The following is a 13,499-nucleotide window of genomic DNA, read 5'->3' on the forward strand; positions in this document are numbered from 1 at the left end:
AGAGATCTCCGCCAACGAAGGACCACGACCGTGTCGACCAAGCGCGTCGAGCAGCTGCACGCCCAGGGCGTCCGCACGCGCGCCCACCTGCTGGAGACCGCCCGCGAGGCGTTCTCCACGTGCAGTGACGCCTCCCTGAACTCCATCGCCAAGAAGGCCGGGGTGGGCATCGGCACCCTGTACCGGCACTTCCCCACCCGCGAGGACCTGGTCTTCGAGCTGTACCGCGCCGAGGTGCAGCAGATGGCGCAGGCCGCCGACGACCTGCTCGACGAGCACCCGCCGCTGGACGCCTTCAAGCTGTGGCTCACCCGGTTCGCCCGGTACGCCATGACCAAGGCCGGCCTCATCGGGGCGCTCCAGAGCGCCACCAGCAGGGGCCGGTTCGCCCAGGAGGCCCGCGGGCCGCTCACCTCCGCGCTCCAGCGGCTGCTCGACGCCAACCGCGCCGCCGGGACCCTGCGCGAGGACCTCGAACCCGACGACGTGCTGCTGGCCATCGCCGGGCTGTACCAGCTCGACCCGGCGGGCGACTGGGAGCCGCGCGCCAGGCGCCTCCTCGAACTCGTCTGCCTGGGCCTGTGCCGCCGGGACACCGTCCTGCCGGGCGGGACCGTACGGGCCTGACCCCGCGCCCCGGGCGGGGCGGTCAGGGCAGGATCGAGTCCACGTAGCCGCCGTCCACCCGCAGGGCGCCGCCCGTGGTGGCCGAGGCCAGCGGCGAGGCGAGGTAGACGACCATGTTCGCGATCTCCTCGGGCTCGATGAGCCGCTGGATCAGGGACATCGGGCGGTGCTCGCGCATGAACACCCGCTGCGCCTCCTCCCAGGGCAGGTCCCGGTCCACCAGCTCGTAGACGAAGTCCTCGACCCCGCCGGTGTGCGTGGGCCCGGCGATGACGGAGTTGACGGTGACCCCGGACCCGGCGGCCTCCTTGGCGAAGCCCCGGGTGACCGAGAGCAGGGCGGTCTTGGTCATGCCGTAGTGGATCATCTCGGCGGGGACCACCACCGCCGAGTCGCTGGCGATGTTGAGGACGCGGCCCCAGGAGCGCTCCACCATGCCGGGCAGGTAGGCCCGGGTCGTGCGCACCGCGGTCAGGACGTTGACCTCGAAGTAGCGGCGCCACTCCTCGTCGGTGATCTCCAGGGCGGGGCGGGCGCCGAAGACGCCCAGGTTGTTGACCAGGACGTCCACGGCGGGGACGGCGTCCAGGACGCGCCGCAGGCCGCCGTCGTCGGTCAGGTCGCCGGGGGCGGCGACCAGGTCGGCGCCGGGGTGCTCGGCGGCGATGCGCTCCAGCGCGCGGTCCACGGTCTCCGGGCCGCGCCCGTTGACCGCGACCCGCGCCCCGGCGCGGACCAGGCCGGTCGCGATCGCCGCGCCGATGCCCTGGGTGGATCCGGTGACCAGCGCCGTCTTCCCGCTGAGGTCGATCTGCATGGTGCGCCCTTCGTCGGAGTCGGGAACGAAGATAGTTGCGCACGCGCTCTAAGCGCAAGAGCACATAACCGGCGTGTCGCCCGTACCGGGCGATCAGGCCCGGACGGCGGCGACGGCCTCGTCCCAGAGGTCTTCGAGGGGGACCGCCCCGTCGACGCGGAGCCAGGTGTCCGTGGCGACGTCGATGCAGGTGAGCGCGGTGGCGATGATCGCGGCGGCACGGTGGTCGGCGCTCACCCCGTCGAGGCCGTGCGCCTCGCGCAGGCGCCGGGCGAGCTCGGGGACCAGGACCTCCTGCCAGGCGAGGTGCTTCTCCAGGCTGCGGGCGCGCAGCGACGGGGTCCCGTGCAGCATCCGCCCGATGCGCAGCTCCTCCTCGGGGCCGCCGGAGGCCTCCTCGCGCAGCGCCATCAGCGCGGCCCGGACCGCCGCCCAGGGCTCCTCCCCGGAGGGGCGCGCGGCCAGCGCCGCGCCGATGCGGTGCCCCCGCTCGATCATGTCGCCCAGGACCACGTCCTCCTTGGTCGCGAAGTAGCGAAAGAAGGAGCGGCGGGAGATCCCGGCGGCCTCGGCGATCTGGTCGACGGTGGTCTCCTCGAAGCCCTGGTCCAGGAAGAGCGCCATCCCGGCCTCGGCGATCTCGCGGTGGACCGCGCGGCGCGTGCGCTCCCGCAGGCCGGGGGTCGGTTCTCCGGTCGTCATCCCGCCAGCCTACAAGGAAAGGCACCCAGAGGCGATCTTGACACCGAGTGTCACACATGGCGTAGGGTGTCGCCATGACCCTTGATCATGCCTCCCAGACCACACTCATCACCGGTGCCAGCTCCGGCATCGGCGCGGCCCTGGCCCGCCTGCTCGCCGCACGCGGCTCCGACCTGGTACTCGTCGCCCGCCGCACCGAACGGCTGGAGGCCCTGGCCGCCGAACTGCGCGGGGCCCACGGCGTCCGCGTGGAGACCGTCTCGGCCGACCTCGTCCGCCCGGGCGCGGGCCGGGACCTGGCCGCCGAGGTCGACCGCCGCGGCATCCGCGTGACGAGCCTGGTCAACAACGCGGGGATCGGCGCCGACGGCACGTTCGCCGAACAGGACCCCGACGAGCTGGAGGCGCTGCTCGCGCTCAACGTGACCGCGCCGGTGGACGTGTCACGGGCGTTCATCGGGCGGCTGGACCCGGGTGGCTACCTGGTCAACATCGCGAGCATGGCCGCCTACCAGCCGATCCCGGGGATGGCGGTGTACGCGGCGAGCAAGGCGTTCGTGCTGAGCTTCACCGAGGCGCTGTGGTGGGAGACCCGCGGGAGCGGTCCGCGCACCCTGGCGTTCTCGCCGGGCCTGACCCGCACGGAGTTCTTCGACGGGATCGGCACCGAGGGGTACCCGGGGGACTTCCGGACGCCCGAGCAGGTCGCCGCGGCGCTGGTGCGCGCCCTGGACCGGCGCCGGTCGGCCCCCAGCGCGCTGTCGCGGGCGGCCGACGCCGCCGCCCCGTTCCTGCTCCGGCTGTTCAGTCGCCGGTCGGCCGTCCTGACCACCGCCCGCGTCGCCGGTTCGGCGGACCTGGTGCGCAAGAACCGGGCCGCGGCGGTGTGAGCCCGGTCCGGGTCAGCCGGCGGACGGGGGGACGCGGTCGGCGGGGAAGCCGCCGGTGGCGATCGGGCCCCAGCGCCGCGGGGTCACCCGGACCAGCGCCTTGCCCTGGCGGCGCATCGCCTCCCGGTACTCCGCCCAGTCCGGGTGCTCGCCCGCGATCACGCGGAAGTACTCCACCAGCGGCTCGACGGCCTCCTCGCCGTCCAGTACCTCGGCCTCCCCGTCCACCTGCACCCAGGCGCCGCCGAAGTCGTCGGACAGCACCACCACGCTCACCCGGGGGTCGCGCGCGGCGTTGCGGGCCTTGGCCCGCTCCGGGTACGTGGAGACGACGATCCGCCCCTGCCCGTCGACACCGCAGGTCACCGGGGAGGCCTGCGGCCCGCCGTCGCCGCGGCGGGTGATCAGCAGCGCGTTGTGCCGGGGCCGCACGAACTCCAGCAGCCCGGCCAGGTCGACGGTGGTGTTGGTCGCGATCGAAGGACTCATGGACCTCTCTCCTCAGCGGGAACGGGCCCAGCCTATCCCCGCGGGCCCCTGCCGTTCCGGGTCCCGCGCCCCGGGTCCCGGCGTGCGGCGGGGCGGGGGCGCACGCCGCCCCCGCCCCGCCGCGCGCCCGCGGTCAGCGCCCGCCCGACAGCACCGCCACCAGGTCGGCCGCCGTCGGCGAGGCGTCCAGCAGCTTCCCCACGTGCTCCTTCGTCCCGCGGCGGGGCTCCAGGGTGGGCACCCGCTGCAGCGAGTCGTAGCCCGGCAGGTCGAAGATCACCGAGTCCCACGACGCCGCCGCCACCGAGTCCGCGTACTTGGCCAGGCACCGGCCGCGGAAGTACGCCCGGGTATCCTCCGGCGGCTCGGTGACCGCCCGCTGCACCTGGGACTCCTCCAGCAGCCGCTTGACCCGCCCGCGCGCCGCCAGCCGGTTGTAGATCCCCTTGTCCGGCCGCACGTCCGAGTACTGCAGGTCCACCAGCTGCAGCCGCGGGTGCGACCAGTCCAGCCCGTCCCGGGAGCGGTACCCCTCCAGCACCTTGAGCTTGGCCACCCAGTCCAGCTCGTCGGCCAGGTCCATCGGGTCGTTGCCCAGCCGGGTCAGCGCCGACTCCCACCGGTCCAGCACGTCGGCGGTGTCGGGGTCCACGTCCGTGCCGTAGCGGTCCTCCACGTACTTGCGCGCCTGGTCCAGGTACTCGCCCTGGAGCTCCAGCGCGGTCATCCGGCGCCCGTCGCGCAGCTTCACGCGGTGCGCCAGCGTCGGGTCGTGGGACACCGCCCGCAGGTCGGCGACCGGGGTCTCCAGGGACAGGTCCACGCTGATGAACCCGTCCTCGATCATCGACAGCACCAGCGACGTCGTCCCCAGCTTGAGGTAGGTGGAGATCTCGCTCATGTTGGCGTCGCCGATGATCACGTGCAGCCGCCGGTACTTGTCCGGGTCGGCGTGCGGTTCGTCCCGCGTGTTGATGATGGGACGCTTCAGCGTGGTCTCCAGCCCCACCTCGACCTCGAAGAAGTCGGCGCGCTGGGAGAGCTGGAAGCCGGTCCCCTGCCCGTCGGAGCCGATGCCCACCTTGCCCGCGCCCACCACCACCTGGCGGGACACGAAGAACGGGACGAGGTGGCGCACGATGTCGCCGAACGGCGTCGACCGCTGCATCAGGTAGTTCTCGTGGCAGCCGTAGGACGCGCCCTTGTTGTCCGTGTTGTTCTTGTACAGCTGGATGGGCTCGATCCCCGGCGTGGCCCCCGCCCGGGCGGCCGCGTCCGCCATCACCCTCTCGCCCGCCTTGTCCCACAGCACCGCGTCGAGCGGGTTGGTGACCTCGGGCGCCGAGTACTCGGGGTGGGCGTGGTCCACGTACAGCCGCGCCCCGTTGGTGAGGATGACGTTGGCCAGCCCCAGATCCTCGTCGGTGAGCTGCGTGGGGTCGGCCACCTCACGCGCCAGGTCGAAGCCGCGCGCGTCGCGCAGCGGGTTCTCCTCCTCGAAGTCCCATCGTGCCCGTCGCGCCCGGGCCGCCGAAGCGGCCAGATAGGCGTTGACCACCTGGGTTGAGGTGACCATCGCGTTGGCCCCGGGGTTGCCCGGCACGGAGATCCCGTACTCGGTCTCGATACCCATAATCCGCCGCACACTCATGGTGAAGAGATTATCCACCGGGGGCCGGTCTTGAACGCTTCCGCGTCGATTGTGGCCCAAGCGCCGTCTTCCCGGGAGTTCCGGGCCTCCCGGCGCGCCGTTGTCATCGCAGGTGGGACCGGCTTTCCCCGGGCCGGGAAAAACCTTTCACCCGTTTTCCGGGAAAAGTCGGCCGACCGTTGCCGCCTCCCTTGCGGCCGCGGTCCGCGCGGCAAAGCGCAAGACACCCCGAGGACACGGGCAAGGCCCGGCGACACGGACCCATCCGCCTAGATTATGACCATGTGCCACATTGCGAACACGCCGGGCGACGACCGCCCCGGACCCCGCGAGCGGCAGGCATGAGCGGCGCGCACGCCGCCGAACGCGCGTCCGGGGGCGCGCCGGTCAGGCTCACCCTGCCGACCCTGACGGCGATGGTCGTCGGCTCGATGGTCGGGGCCGGGGTCTTCTCCCTGCCGTCGCGGTTCTCCGAGTCCACCGGCGTGGCCGGAGCCCTCATCGCCTGGGTGATCGCGGGCACCGGCATGCTCATGCTCGCCTTCGTCTTCCAGATGCTCGCCGTGCGCAGGCCCGACCTGGACGCCGGGGTCTACGCCTACGCCAAGGCGGGCTTCGGCGAGTACCTCGGGTTCTTCGCCGCGTTCGGGTACTGGGCCAGCGCCTGCGTCGGCAACGTGACCTACTGGGTGCTCATCATGTCGACGCTCGGGGCCCTCTTCCCGGCCCTGGGCGACGGCGACACCCTCCTGGCCGTGGGGCTGTCCTCGGCCGGCCTGTGGGGGTTCTTCCTGCTGGTGCGCCGGGGCGTCAGGGAGGCCACGGCGATCAACCGGGTGGTCACCGTCGCCAAGCTCGTGCCCATCCTGGTGTTCGTCGTGCTGGCCCTGTTCCTCCTGGACCCGGCGGTGTTCGCCGACAACCTCACCGGCACCGCGGACGCCGGGACCCTCTTCGACCAGGTGCGCGGCACCATGCTGGTCACCGTGTTCGTGTTCCTGGGGGTGGAGGGGGCCAGCGTCTACTCCCGCCACGCCGCCCGGCGCGAGGACGTGGGCCGGGCGACCGTCCTGGGCTTCCTCAGCGTCTTCGCGGTCTTCGCCTCGGTCACCCTCGTGTCCTACGGCATCATGCCGATGGAGGAGATCGCCGCCCTGCGCCAGCCCTCGATGGCCGGGGTCCTGGCACACGCCGTGGGCCCCTGGGGGACGGTGTTCGTGAGCGCCGGGCTGATCGTCTCGGTGCTGGGCGCCTACCTGGCCTGGACCCTGATGGCCGCCGAGGTGCTGTTCGTCGCCGCCCGGGACGACGACATGCCCCGGTTCCTGCGCCGCTCCAACGCCGCCGACGTCCCGGTCCCGGCCCTGGTGATGACCACCGCGCTGTCCCAGGCGGTCCTGGTCGTCACCCTGTTCTCCGAGGACGCCTTCGACTTCGCGCTCAACATGACCAGCGCGCTGACCCTGATCCCGTTCCTGCTCGCGGCGCTGTTCGCGGTCAAGGTCGCCCGGGGCCCCGCCGCGGGCGCCGGGGCCGGGGCGTCCCGGGGCGCCCTCGCTATCGCGGTGCTCGCCACCGCCTACACCGCGTTCCTGCTGTACGCGGCCGGCCTGAAGTACGTCCTGGTCTCCCTCATCGTCTACGCGCCCGCCACCGTGCTGTTCGTCAAGGTCCGGCGCGAACAGGGCCGCCGCCTGTTCACCCCGGCCGAGCTCGCCGTGTGCGCCGTCTCCGTCGCGGGGGCGGCGGCCGGCGTGGCCGCCCTGGCCACCGGCCTGATCACGCTCTGAACCGCTCCGAAGGGACTCCGCCATGCCCGACACCGCCCCGCCGCCGCACGGCGTCCACTCCGAGGTGGGCCGCCTGCGCAAGGTCCTGGTCTGCTCACCCGGGCTCGCCCACCGCCGCCTCACCCCGACCAACGCCGCGGACCTGCTCTTCGACGACGTCATGTGGGTGGACAGCGCCCTGCGCCATCACGAGGAGTTCGTCGCCGCGCTGCGCGGCCGCGGCGTCGAGGTCGTCGAGCTCCACGACCTGCTCGCCCGGACCCTGGCCGTGCCCGGGGCCCGCTCCTGGCTGCTGGACCGCAAGATCACCCCGAACGAGGTCGGGACCGGCCTGATCGAGGGCACCCGCGCCTTCCTGGAGTCCCTGGACCCCCGCGGCCTCGCCGAGCTCCTCATCGGCGGCATGGCCGCCGACGACCTGCCCGAGGAGTACCGCTCGCCCTACCTCGCGCTCGCCCAGGAGTCCACCGGCGGCCGCGAGTACCTCATGCCGCCGCTGCCCAACACCCTCTACACCCGCGACACCACCTGCTGGCTCTACGAGGGCGTCACGCTCAACCCGCTCTACTGGCCCGCCCGCCGCGACGAGACCCTGCTGATGAAGGCCGTGTACCGGTTCCACCCGGACTTCGCCGGGGACACCGTCTGGTGGGGCGACCCCGAGCTCCCCTGGGGCCAGGCCACCTTCGAGGGCGGCGACGTCATGCCCGTGGGCGACGGGGTCGTGCTCATGGGCATGAGCGAGCGCACCTCGCGCCAGGCCGTCACGCAGGTCGCCGCGGCGCTGTTCTCCGCCGGGGCCGCCCGCCGGGTCATCGTGGCGGGCATGCCCAGGCTGCGCGCCGCCATGCACCTGGACACCGTGCTGACCTTCGTGGACCGCGACGTGGTCACCCTCTACCCGCGCATCATGGACGCGGTGCACACCTTCTCGCTGTACCCGTCCGACCGCGCCCCGGGCGTGGAGGTGGTGGACGAGGGCGCCCGGGCGTTCACGGACGTGGTGGCGAAGGCGCTGGGGCTGTCCGCGCTGCGGACCATCGAGACCGGCGGCGACGTCTACGCCTCCGAGCGCCAGCAGTGGGACAGCGCCAACAACGCGGTCGCCGTGGAGCCGGGCGTGGTCTTCACCTACGACCGCAACACCCAGACCAACGCGCTGCTGCGCGCGGCGGGCATCGAGGTCCTGCCGATCGTCGGCGCCGAACTGGGCCGGGGGCGCGGCGGCGGCCACTGCATGACCTGCCCCCTGGTCCGCGACCCCGTGGACTTCTGACCGGGCCGTACCCGGCCGCCGGACGCGGCCTGAACACGGAGGGGGCCGGCCGGTCGCCCGGTCGGCCCCCTCCGTCGTCCTCTCAGGCGTGGTCGTCACAGGTACCGGCCGGTGCCGGCCGCCGTCGCAGGCGGCCCGCCCCGCGTCGGCGGCGGACGGACCCCGGTGGCCGACACGGTCACAGGGCGTGCCCGCCGGCGACCTGGAGAACCTGTCCGGTGACCCATCGCGCTTGGTACGAGGCCAGGTACACCACCGCGTCGGCGATGTCCTGCGGCTCGCCCACCCTGCCCATCGGCACGATCCCCTTCGCCCGGGCCAGGAGGTCCTCGTCCATCCAGCCGGTCTGGACGGGCCCCGGGGCGACGGCGTTCACCCGGATGCCGCGGGCCGCCAGGTCCAGTGCGGTGGACCGGGTGAGCGCCTCCAGCGCCCCCTTGGACGTCCCGTAGCCGGTCTGGCCGGGGAAGGCCCGCGCGGCATCGGTGGTGATGTTGACGACGCACAACGGGTCTTCCGCACGGTGCAGCCGCGCCACCTCGGCGGTGAGGAGCGCGGGGGCGATGGCGTTCACCCGGTAGTGGCGGTCCAGCGACGCGGCGGTCAGCGTGTCGACGGTGTCCGGCGTCTCGCAGTGGGCGGCGTTGTTGACCAGGACGTTGATCGCGCCGGCCCGGGCCGCGACCTCGCGCACCAGCCGGGAGGCCGCCTCCGGTTCGGACAGGTCGGCGGCGACGGCGAAGGCGCCGTTGCCGAGTTCCTCCGCGAGCCCGTCCGCCTCCTCCGCGGCGGGGGTGATGTGCGCCCATTCGGTGCCCGCCGGGGCGGGGGGATCCTGGGCGAGGTAGTGGATCGCGACGCGCGCCCCCTGGGCCGCGAAAGCGCGGCCGATCGCCGCGCCGATATTGCCGGAACCGCCGGTCACCAGGACGTTCCGGCCGGCGAGGCGGGTATCGATCATCGTGTCTCCTCGTCGGAAAGGTGTCGGCACCCCGCTGACACGGAGCCCGGGGACCACCGGCACGGGAGGGGGCCGACCGGAAGTCCGGTCGGCCCCCTCTGTCGTCCTCGGAGGTGCGGTCGTTACAGGTACTGGCCGGTGTTGGCCACCGTGTCGATGCTCCGCCCGGAGTCCGCGCCCTTCTTGCCCGTGACGAGGGTCCGGATGTAGACGATGCGCTCGCCCTTCTTTCCGGAGATCCGCGCCCAGTCGTCGGGGTTGGTGGTGTTGGGCAGGTCCTCGTTCTCGCTGAACTCGTCGACGCACGCCTGGAGCAGGTGCGCGACCCGGATCCCCTTGGAGTCGTGGTCGATGAAGTCCTTGATGGCCATCTTCTTGGCCCGCGAGACGATGTTCTCGATCATGGCGCCGGAGTTGAAGTCCTTGAAGTACAGGACCTCCTTGTCACCGTTGGCGTAGGTGACCTCCAGGAACCGGTTCTCCTCGCCCTCGGTGTACATCCGCTCCACGACCGTCTGGATCATGGCGTCCACCGTGGCCTTGGTCGACCCGCCGTGCTCGGCCATGTCGTCCTCGTGCAGCGGCAGGTCCTCGGTGATGTACTTCGCGAAGATGTCCCGGGCCGCCTCGGCGTCGGGCCGCTCGATCTTGATCTTGACGTCCAGGCGGCCGGGCCGCAGGATCGCCGGGTCGATCATGTCCTCGCGGTTGGAGGCGCCGATGACGATGACGTTCTCCAGGCCCTCGACACCGTCGATCTCGCTCAGCAGCTGCGGGACGATGGTGTTCTCCACGTCGGAGGACACGCCCGATCCGCGGGTGCGGAAGATCGAGTCCATCTCGTCGAAGAAGACGATGACCGGCGTGCCCTCGGAGGCCTTCTCCCGGGCCCGCTGGAAGACCAGGCGGATGTGCCGCTCGGTCTCGCCGACGTACTTGTTGAGCAGCTCCGGGCCCTTGATGTTGAGGAAGAAGCTCTTGCCCACGTCGCGGCCGGTGCGCTCGGCGACCTGTTTGGCCAGCGAGTTGGCGACCGCCTTGGCGATGAGCGTCTTGCCGCAGCCGGGCGGGCCGTACAGCAGCACGCCCTTGGGCGCGCGCAGCTTGTGCTCGCGGAACAGGTCCTTGTGCAGGTAGGGCAGCTCGACCGCGTCGCGGATGAGCTCGATCTGCCCGGACAGGCCGCCGATGTCGGTGTAGGCGATGTCGGGGACCTCCTCGAGGATGAGCTCCTCGACCTCCGACTTGGGGATGCGCTCGTACACGTACCCCGAGCGCGGCTCCAGCAGCAGGGAGTCCCCGGGCCGGATCGGCTCGTCGCGCAGCGGGTCCGCCAGGCGGACGATGCGCTCCTCGTCGTGGTGCGAGATCACGAGGGCGCGCTCGCCGTCCTCGAGGATCTCCTTGAGCATCACGACCTCGCCGACCGTCTCGAAGGACTCCACCTCGACGACGTTGAAGGCCTCGTTGAGCATGACCTCCTGGCCGGGACGCAGCTCGTCCAGGTCCACGGAGGGGCTCACGTTGACCCGCATCTTGCGGCCGTTGGTGAAGATCTCGACGGTCTCGTCGTCGCGCCCGCCCAGGAAGACGCCGAAGCCGGACGGCGGCTGCGCCAGCCGGTCGACCTCCTCCTTCAGGGCCACGATCTGCTCGCGGGCCTCCTTGAGAGTGGAGACCAGCCGCTCGTTCTGGCCGTTGGCCGCCGCCAGGTTGGCCTGGGCCTCCCTGAGGCGCTCCTCGAGGAGGCGTACATGTCGGGGCGAGTCGGCGAGCTTGCGCCGGACCACGCTGAGTTCCTTTTCCATGTAGGAGACCTGGGCCGTGAGTTCAGCGACTTCACGGTCCCGGTCGCTCTGACGCTCGTCGTCGCGCTCGGCCACGTCCGCCACCTCCCTTTAGAAGGACGACTACTCGGGAGCGTACCTACCCCTGCCCTATTCCTAACCTCCCAGCCCTGACGAGTGTCGTAGGCCTCATTTCAAGACCTTGCGTCACCGCAGGTCAGGCTGCTAGAGGATGACCCGACGTAATGAGAAAGTAACCTCTCGGTCGGGGCCGGGTCACGCTTCGGCCCCTTGACGGCGCGGCGGCGCCGTGCACGTCGCCGGGGATGAAACGGACATGTTTACGGTACTCGAGCGCCGGGGAGCGCCCCGGGACGCCTTTTCCGGAAACGCGACGGCCCGCCCGGAGACGTGCTCCGGACGGGCCGTGCCGCGGTTCCGCCCGCCGCCCCGCCGGGGCCGCGGGGCGTCCCGCGGCCGGTGCGGTCGGCGCGGCCCCGCGCGGGGTCACTCCGCGGCGGTGTCCTGGGCGGGGGTGTCCTGTGTGGGGGCCTCCTGGACGGCCGGCTCCCGCTCCGCCCCGGCGGCGGGCGCGACCTCCGCGGCGGGCGCGGCCTCGGGGGCCGCGGCGCCGCCGCCCGCGGCCGCGCGGGCCGCCTCGTAGTCCTGGCCGTAGGCGCCCTTGGCCGGGCGGCGGCGGCGCTCGGGCGCCTCCACCCCGTCGGCCAGGCGGCGGGCCACCACCAGGAACCCGGTGTGCCCGATCATGCGGTGGTCCGGGCGCACCGCCAGGCCCTCCACGTGCCAGGTCCGCAGCATGGTCTCCCACGAGCGCGGCTCGTAGAACCGCTCGTCCTCGCGCAGCTCCTCCACCACGCGAGAGAGCTGGGTGGTGGTGGCGACGTAGCAGCACAGCAGGCCGCCGGGGATGAGCGCCCCCGCCACGGCGTCCAGGCACTCCCAGGGGGCCAGCATGTCCAGGAACACGCGGTCCACGTCGGTCTCGTCGAGCTCCTCGACGAGGTCGCCGACGGTCAGCTTCCACGCGGGGTGCGGGCCGCCGTAGAACCGCTCGACGTTCTTGCGGGCGATCTCGGCGAAGTCGGCGCGGCGCTCGTAGGAGTGCACCATGCCCTTCTCCCCCACCGCGCGCAGCAGCCAGCTGGACATGGCGCCGGACCCGGCGCCGGCCTCCACGACGCGCGCGCCGGGGAAGATGTCGGCCTCCACCAGGACCTGGGCGGCGTCCTTGGGGTAGACGATGGTCGCCCCGCGCTTCATCGACAGGGTGTAGTCGATCAGCAGGGGGCGCAGCGCCACATAGGCGGTACCGGTGTTGGAGCGCACGACGCTGCCCTCGGGCCGGCCGATGAGGTCGGAGTGCTCGACCTTGCCCTTGTGGGAGTGGAAGGTGCCCCCTTCGTGGAGGGTGATCGTGTGCATGCGCCCCTTGGGGTCGGTCAACTGCACGGTGTCACCGTCGGTGAAGGGACCACGGCGGCCATGGATACCGGTCAACGTCGCTCTCGTCTTCCCAGATTCGGTTCGGTCGGGGCGATCGTCCAGCGTATCGGTCCGCCGACACCACCTGGGCCCGTCCGCGGCGGGCGGACACGCGCCGGCCCCGTGTGCGAAGCCCCGCCCGTCAGGGCAGTATCAGCCCAGCGGGCCGATCTGCTCGCCTGAGCACGGACACGGAGACGAGGACCCATGTCAGAGCCGACCACCGGGCTGGGGATCGACATCGGCGGCAGCGGCATCAAGGGGGCCCCGGTCGACCTGACCACCGGGGAGTTCCTCGAGGACCGCCTGAAGATCCTCACGCCCCACCACGCCGGACCCGAGGAGGTCGCCGAGATCGTCGGCGAGATCGCCGCGCACTTCCCCCTGGCGGACGCTCCTCCCCTGGGCGTCACCTTCCCGGGCGTGGTGCAGAACGGTGTGGTGCGCACCGCCGCCAACCTGCACAAGAGCTGGATCGGCACCGACGCGCGGGCGCTGTTCGCCCGGGTCACCGGCCGGCCGGTGCGGCTGCTCAACGACGCCGACGCCGCGGCGGTGGCCGAGGCCCGCTACGGGGCCGCCAAGGGGGTGTCGGGCGTGGTGCTGATGACCACCCTGGGCACGGGGATCGGCACGGCGCTGGTGGTGGACGGGCACCTGGTGCCCAACACCGAGTTCGGGCACCTGGAGATCGACGGCCACGACGCCGAGACCAAGGCGTCCTCGGGCGCCAAGGAGCGCGAGGGCCTGTCCTACCACGAGTGGGCCCACAAGCGCCTGCAGAGGTACTACCGGGTGGTGGAGGACCTGCTGTGGCCGGACCTGATCGTGGTCGGGGGCGGTGTGAGCCGCAAGTCGGACAAGTTCCTGCCGCTGCTGGACATCCGAACCCCGATCGTCCCGGCCGAGCTGCGCAACACGGCGGGCATCGTGGGCGCGGCGCTGGCGGCCCACGGCCCCGGGGCGGCGCTCCCGGGCGCCTGACGCCCCGGCCCGCGCCTCGGAC

Annotated in this window: 12 protein-coding genes; 5 read left to right on the plus strand and 7 right to left on the minus strand. The window is 72.4% G+C overall.

The features are described from left to right. Positions 1 to 30 precede the first annotated feature (30 nt). Positions 31 to 627: a TetR/AcrR family transcriptional regulator gene (locus K1J57_RS30435; protein WP_220562126.1), complete on the plus strand. Its 597-nt coding sequence runs from the start codon at positions 31 to 33 to the stop codon at positions 625 to 627. 22 nt (positions 628 to 649) lie between these two features. Here the strand turns inward: K1J57_RS30435 and K1J57_RS30440 are convergent, their stop codons facing one another. Further along, on the minus strand, positions 650 to 1,444 hold the full coding sequence (locus K1J57_RS30440) for an SDR family NAD(P)-dependent oxidoreductase (protein ID WP_220562127.1): 795 nt from the start codon (positions 1,442 to 1,444) through the stop codon (positions 650 to 652). 93 nt (positions 1,445 to 1,537) lie between these two features. Beyond that, entirely contained in the window at positions 1,538 to 2,146 is a 609-nt protein-coding gene (locus K1J57_RS30445; protein WP_220562128.1) for a TetR/AcrR family transcriptional regulator, read from the minus strand. 74 nt (positions 2,147 to 2,220) lie between these two features. Between K1J57_RS30445 and K1J57_RS30450 the strand changes: the two genes are divergently transcribed. Then, a complete protein-coding gene (locus tag K1J57_RS30450) occupies positions 2,221 to 3,036 on the plus strand; it encodes an SDR family oxidoreductase (protein WP_220562129.1) in 816 nt (271 codons plus the stop codon). 12 nt (positions 3,037 to 3,048) lie between these two features. On the opposite strand, the gene K1J57_RS30455 is transcribed toward K1J57_RS30450, so the two are convergent. Next, entirely contained in the window at positions 3,049 to 3,525 is a 477-nt protein-coding gene (locus tag K1J57_RS30455) for a PPOX class F420-dependent oxidoreductase (protein WP_220562130.1), read from the minus strand. Positions 3,526 to 3,658: 133 nt separating this feature from the next. Beyond that, positions 3,659 to 5,176, minus strand: a complete 1,518-nt coding sequence (dop, locus tag K1J57_RS30460; protein ID WP_338151183.1) for a depupylase/deamidase Dop — start codon at positions 5,174 to 5,176, stop codon at positions 3,659 to 3,661. Between the two features lie 341 nt (positions 5,177 to 5,517). Between dop and K1J57_RS30465 the strand changes: the two genes are divergently transcribed. After that, the gene (locus tag K1J57_RS30465; RefSeq protein ID WP_220562131.1) at positions 5,518 to 6,966 is read left to right on the plus strand and encodes a basic amino acid/polyamine antiporter; all 1,449 of its coding nucleotides are present in this window, start codon (positions 5,518 to 5,520) and stop codon (positions 6,964 to 6,966) included. Between the two features lie 22 nt (positions 6,967 to 6,988). Continuing rightward, the gene (locus tag K1J57_RS30470; RefSeq protein WP_220562132.1) at positions 6,989 to 8,242 is read left to right on the plus strand and encodes an arginine deiminase; all 1,254 of its coding nucleotides are present in this window, start codon (positions 6,989 to 6,991) and stop codon (positions 8,240 to 8,242) included. 178 nt (positions 8,243 to 8,420) lie between these two features. On the opposite strand, the gene K1J57_RS30475 is transcribed toward K1J57_RS30470, so the two are convergent. The 3 genes from K1J57_RS30475 to K1J57_RS30485 all read right to left on the minus strand — a co-directional run bounded on the left by K1J57_RS30475 (position 8,421) and on the right by K1J57_RS30485 (position 12,508). After that, positions 8,421 to 9,203 (minus strand): SDR family NAD(P)-dependent oxidoreductase, encoded by a 783-nt coding sequence (locus K1J57_RS30475; protein WP_220562133.1) that lies wholly within the window; start codon positions 9,201 to 9,203, stop codon positions 8,421 to 8,423. Positions 9,204 to 9,325: 122 nt separating this feature from the next. Further along, on the minus strand, positions 9,326 to 11,095 hold the full coding sequence (gene arc / locus K1J57_RS30480) for a proteasome ATPase (RefSeq protein ID WP_220562134.1): 1,770 nt from the start codon (positions 11,093 to 11,095) through the stop codon (positions 9,326 to 9,328). A gap of 402 nt (positions 11,096 to 11,497) precedes the next feature. Beyond that, the gene (locus K1J57_RS30485; protein ID WP_255646721.1) at positions 11,498 to 12,508 is read right to left on the minus strand and encodes a tRNA (adenine-N1)-methyltransferase; all 1,011 of its coding nucleotides are present in this window, start codon (positions 12,506 to 12,508) and stop codon (positions 11,498 to 11,500) included. Positions 12,509 to 12,700: 192 nt separating this feature from the next. Here K1J57_RS30485 and ppgK point away from each other — a divergent pair, with 192 nt between their 5' ends. Further along, positions 12,701 to 13,477 (plus strand): polyphosphate--glucose phosphotransferase, encoded by a 777-nt coding sequence (ppgK, locus tag K1J57_RS30490; RefSeq protein WP_220562135.1) that lies wholly within the window; start codon positions 12,701 to 12,703, stop codon positions 13,475 to 13,477. Positions 13,478 to 13,499: the final 22 nt, after the last annotated feature.

The sequence above is a fragment of the Nocardiopsis sp. MT53 genome (assembly GCF_019598965.1).
In the GTDB taxonomy this organism is placed as follows: Bacteria; Actinomycetota; Actinomycetes; order Streptosporangiales; family Streptosporangiaceae; genus Nocardiopsis; species Nocardiopsis changdeensis.

Bases quoted from the DNA above. Each gene is read 5' to 3' on its own strand.
- K1J57_RS30440 (WP_220562127.1), bottom strand. From the start codon at position 1,444: ATGCAGATCGACCTCAGCGGGAAGACGGCGCTGGTCACCGGATCCACC.
- K1J57_RS30445 (WP_220562128.1), bottom strand. From the start codon at position 2,146: ATGACGACCGGAGAACCGACCCCCGGCCTGCGGGAGCGCACGCGCCGC.
- K1J57_RS30450 (WP_220562129.1), top strand. From the start codon at position 2,221: ATGACCCTTGATCATGCCTCCCAGACCACACTCATCACCGGTGCCAGC.
- K1J57_RS30455 (WP_220562130.1), bottom strand. From the start codon at position 3,525: ATGAGTCCTTCGATCGCGACCAACACCACCGTCGACCTGGCCGGGCTG.
- dop (WP_338151183.1), bottom strand. From the start codon at position 5,176: ATGAGTGTGCGGCGGATTATGGGTATCGAGACCGAGTACGGGATCTCC.
- K1J57_RS30465 (WP_220562131.1), top strand. From the start codon at position 5,518: ATGAGCGGCGCGCACGCCGCCGAACGCGCGTCCGGGGGCGCGCCGGTC.
- K1J57_RS30470 (WP_220562132.1), top strand. From the start codon at position 6,989: ATGCCCGACACCGCCCCGCCGCCGCACGGCGTCCACTCCGAGGTGGGC.
- K1J57_RS30475 (WP_220562133.1), bottom strand. From the start codon at position 9,203: ATGATCGATACCCGCCTCGCCGGCCGGAACGTCCTGGTGACCGGCGGT.
- ppgK (WP_220562135.1), top strand. From the start codon at position 12,701: ATGTCAGAGCCGACCACCGGGCTGGGGATCGACATCGGCGGCAGCGGC.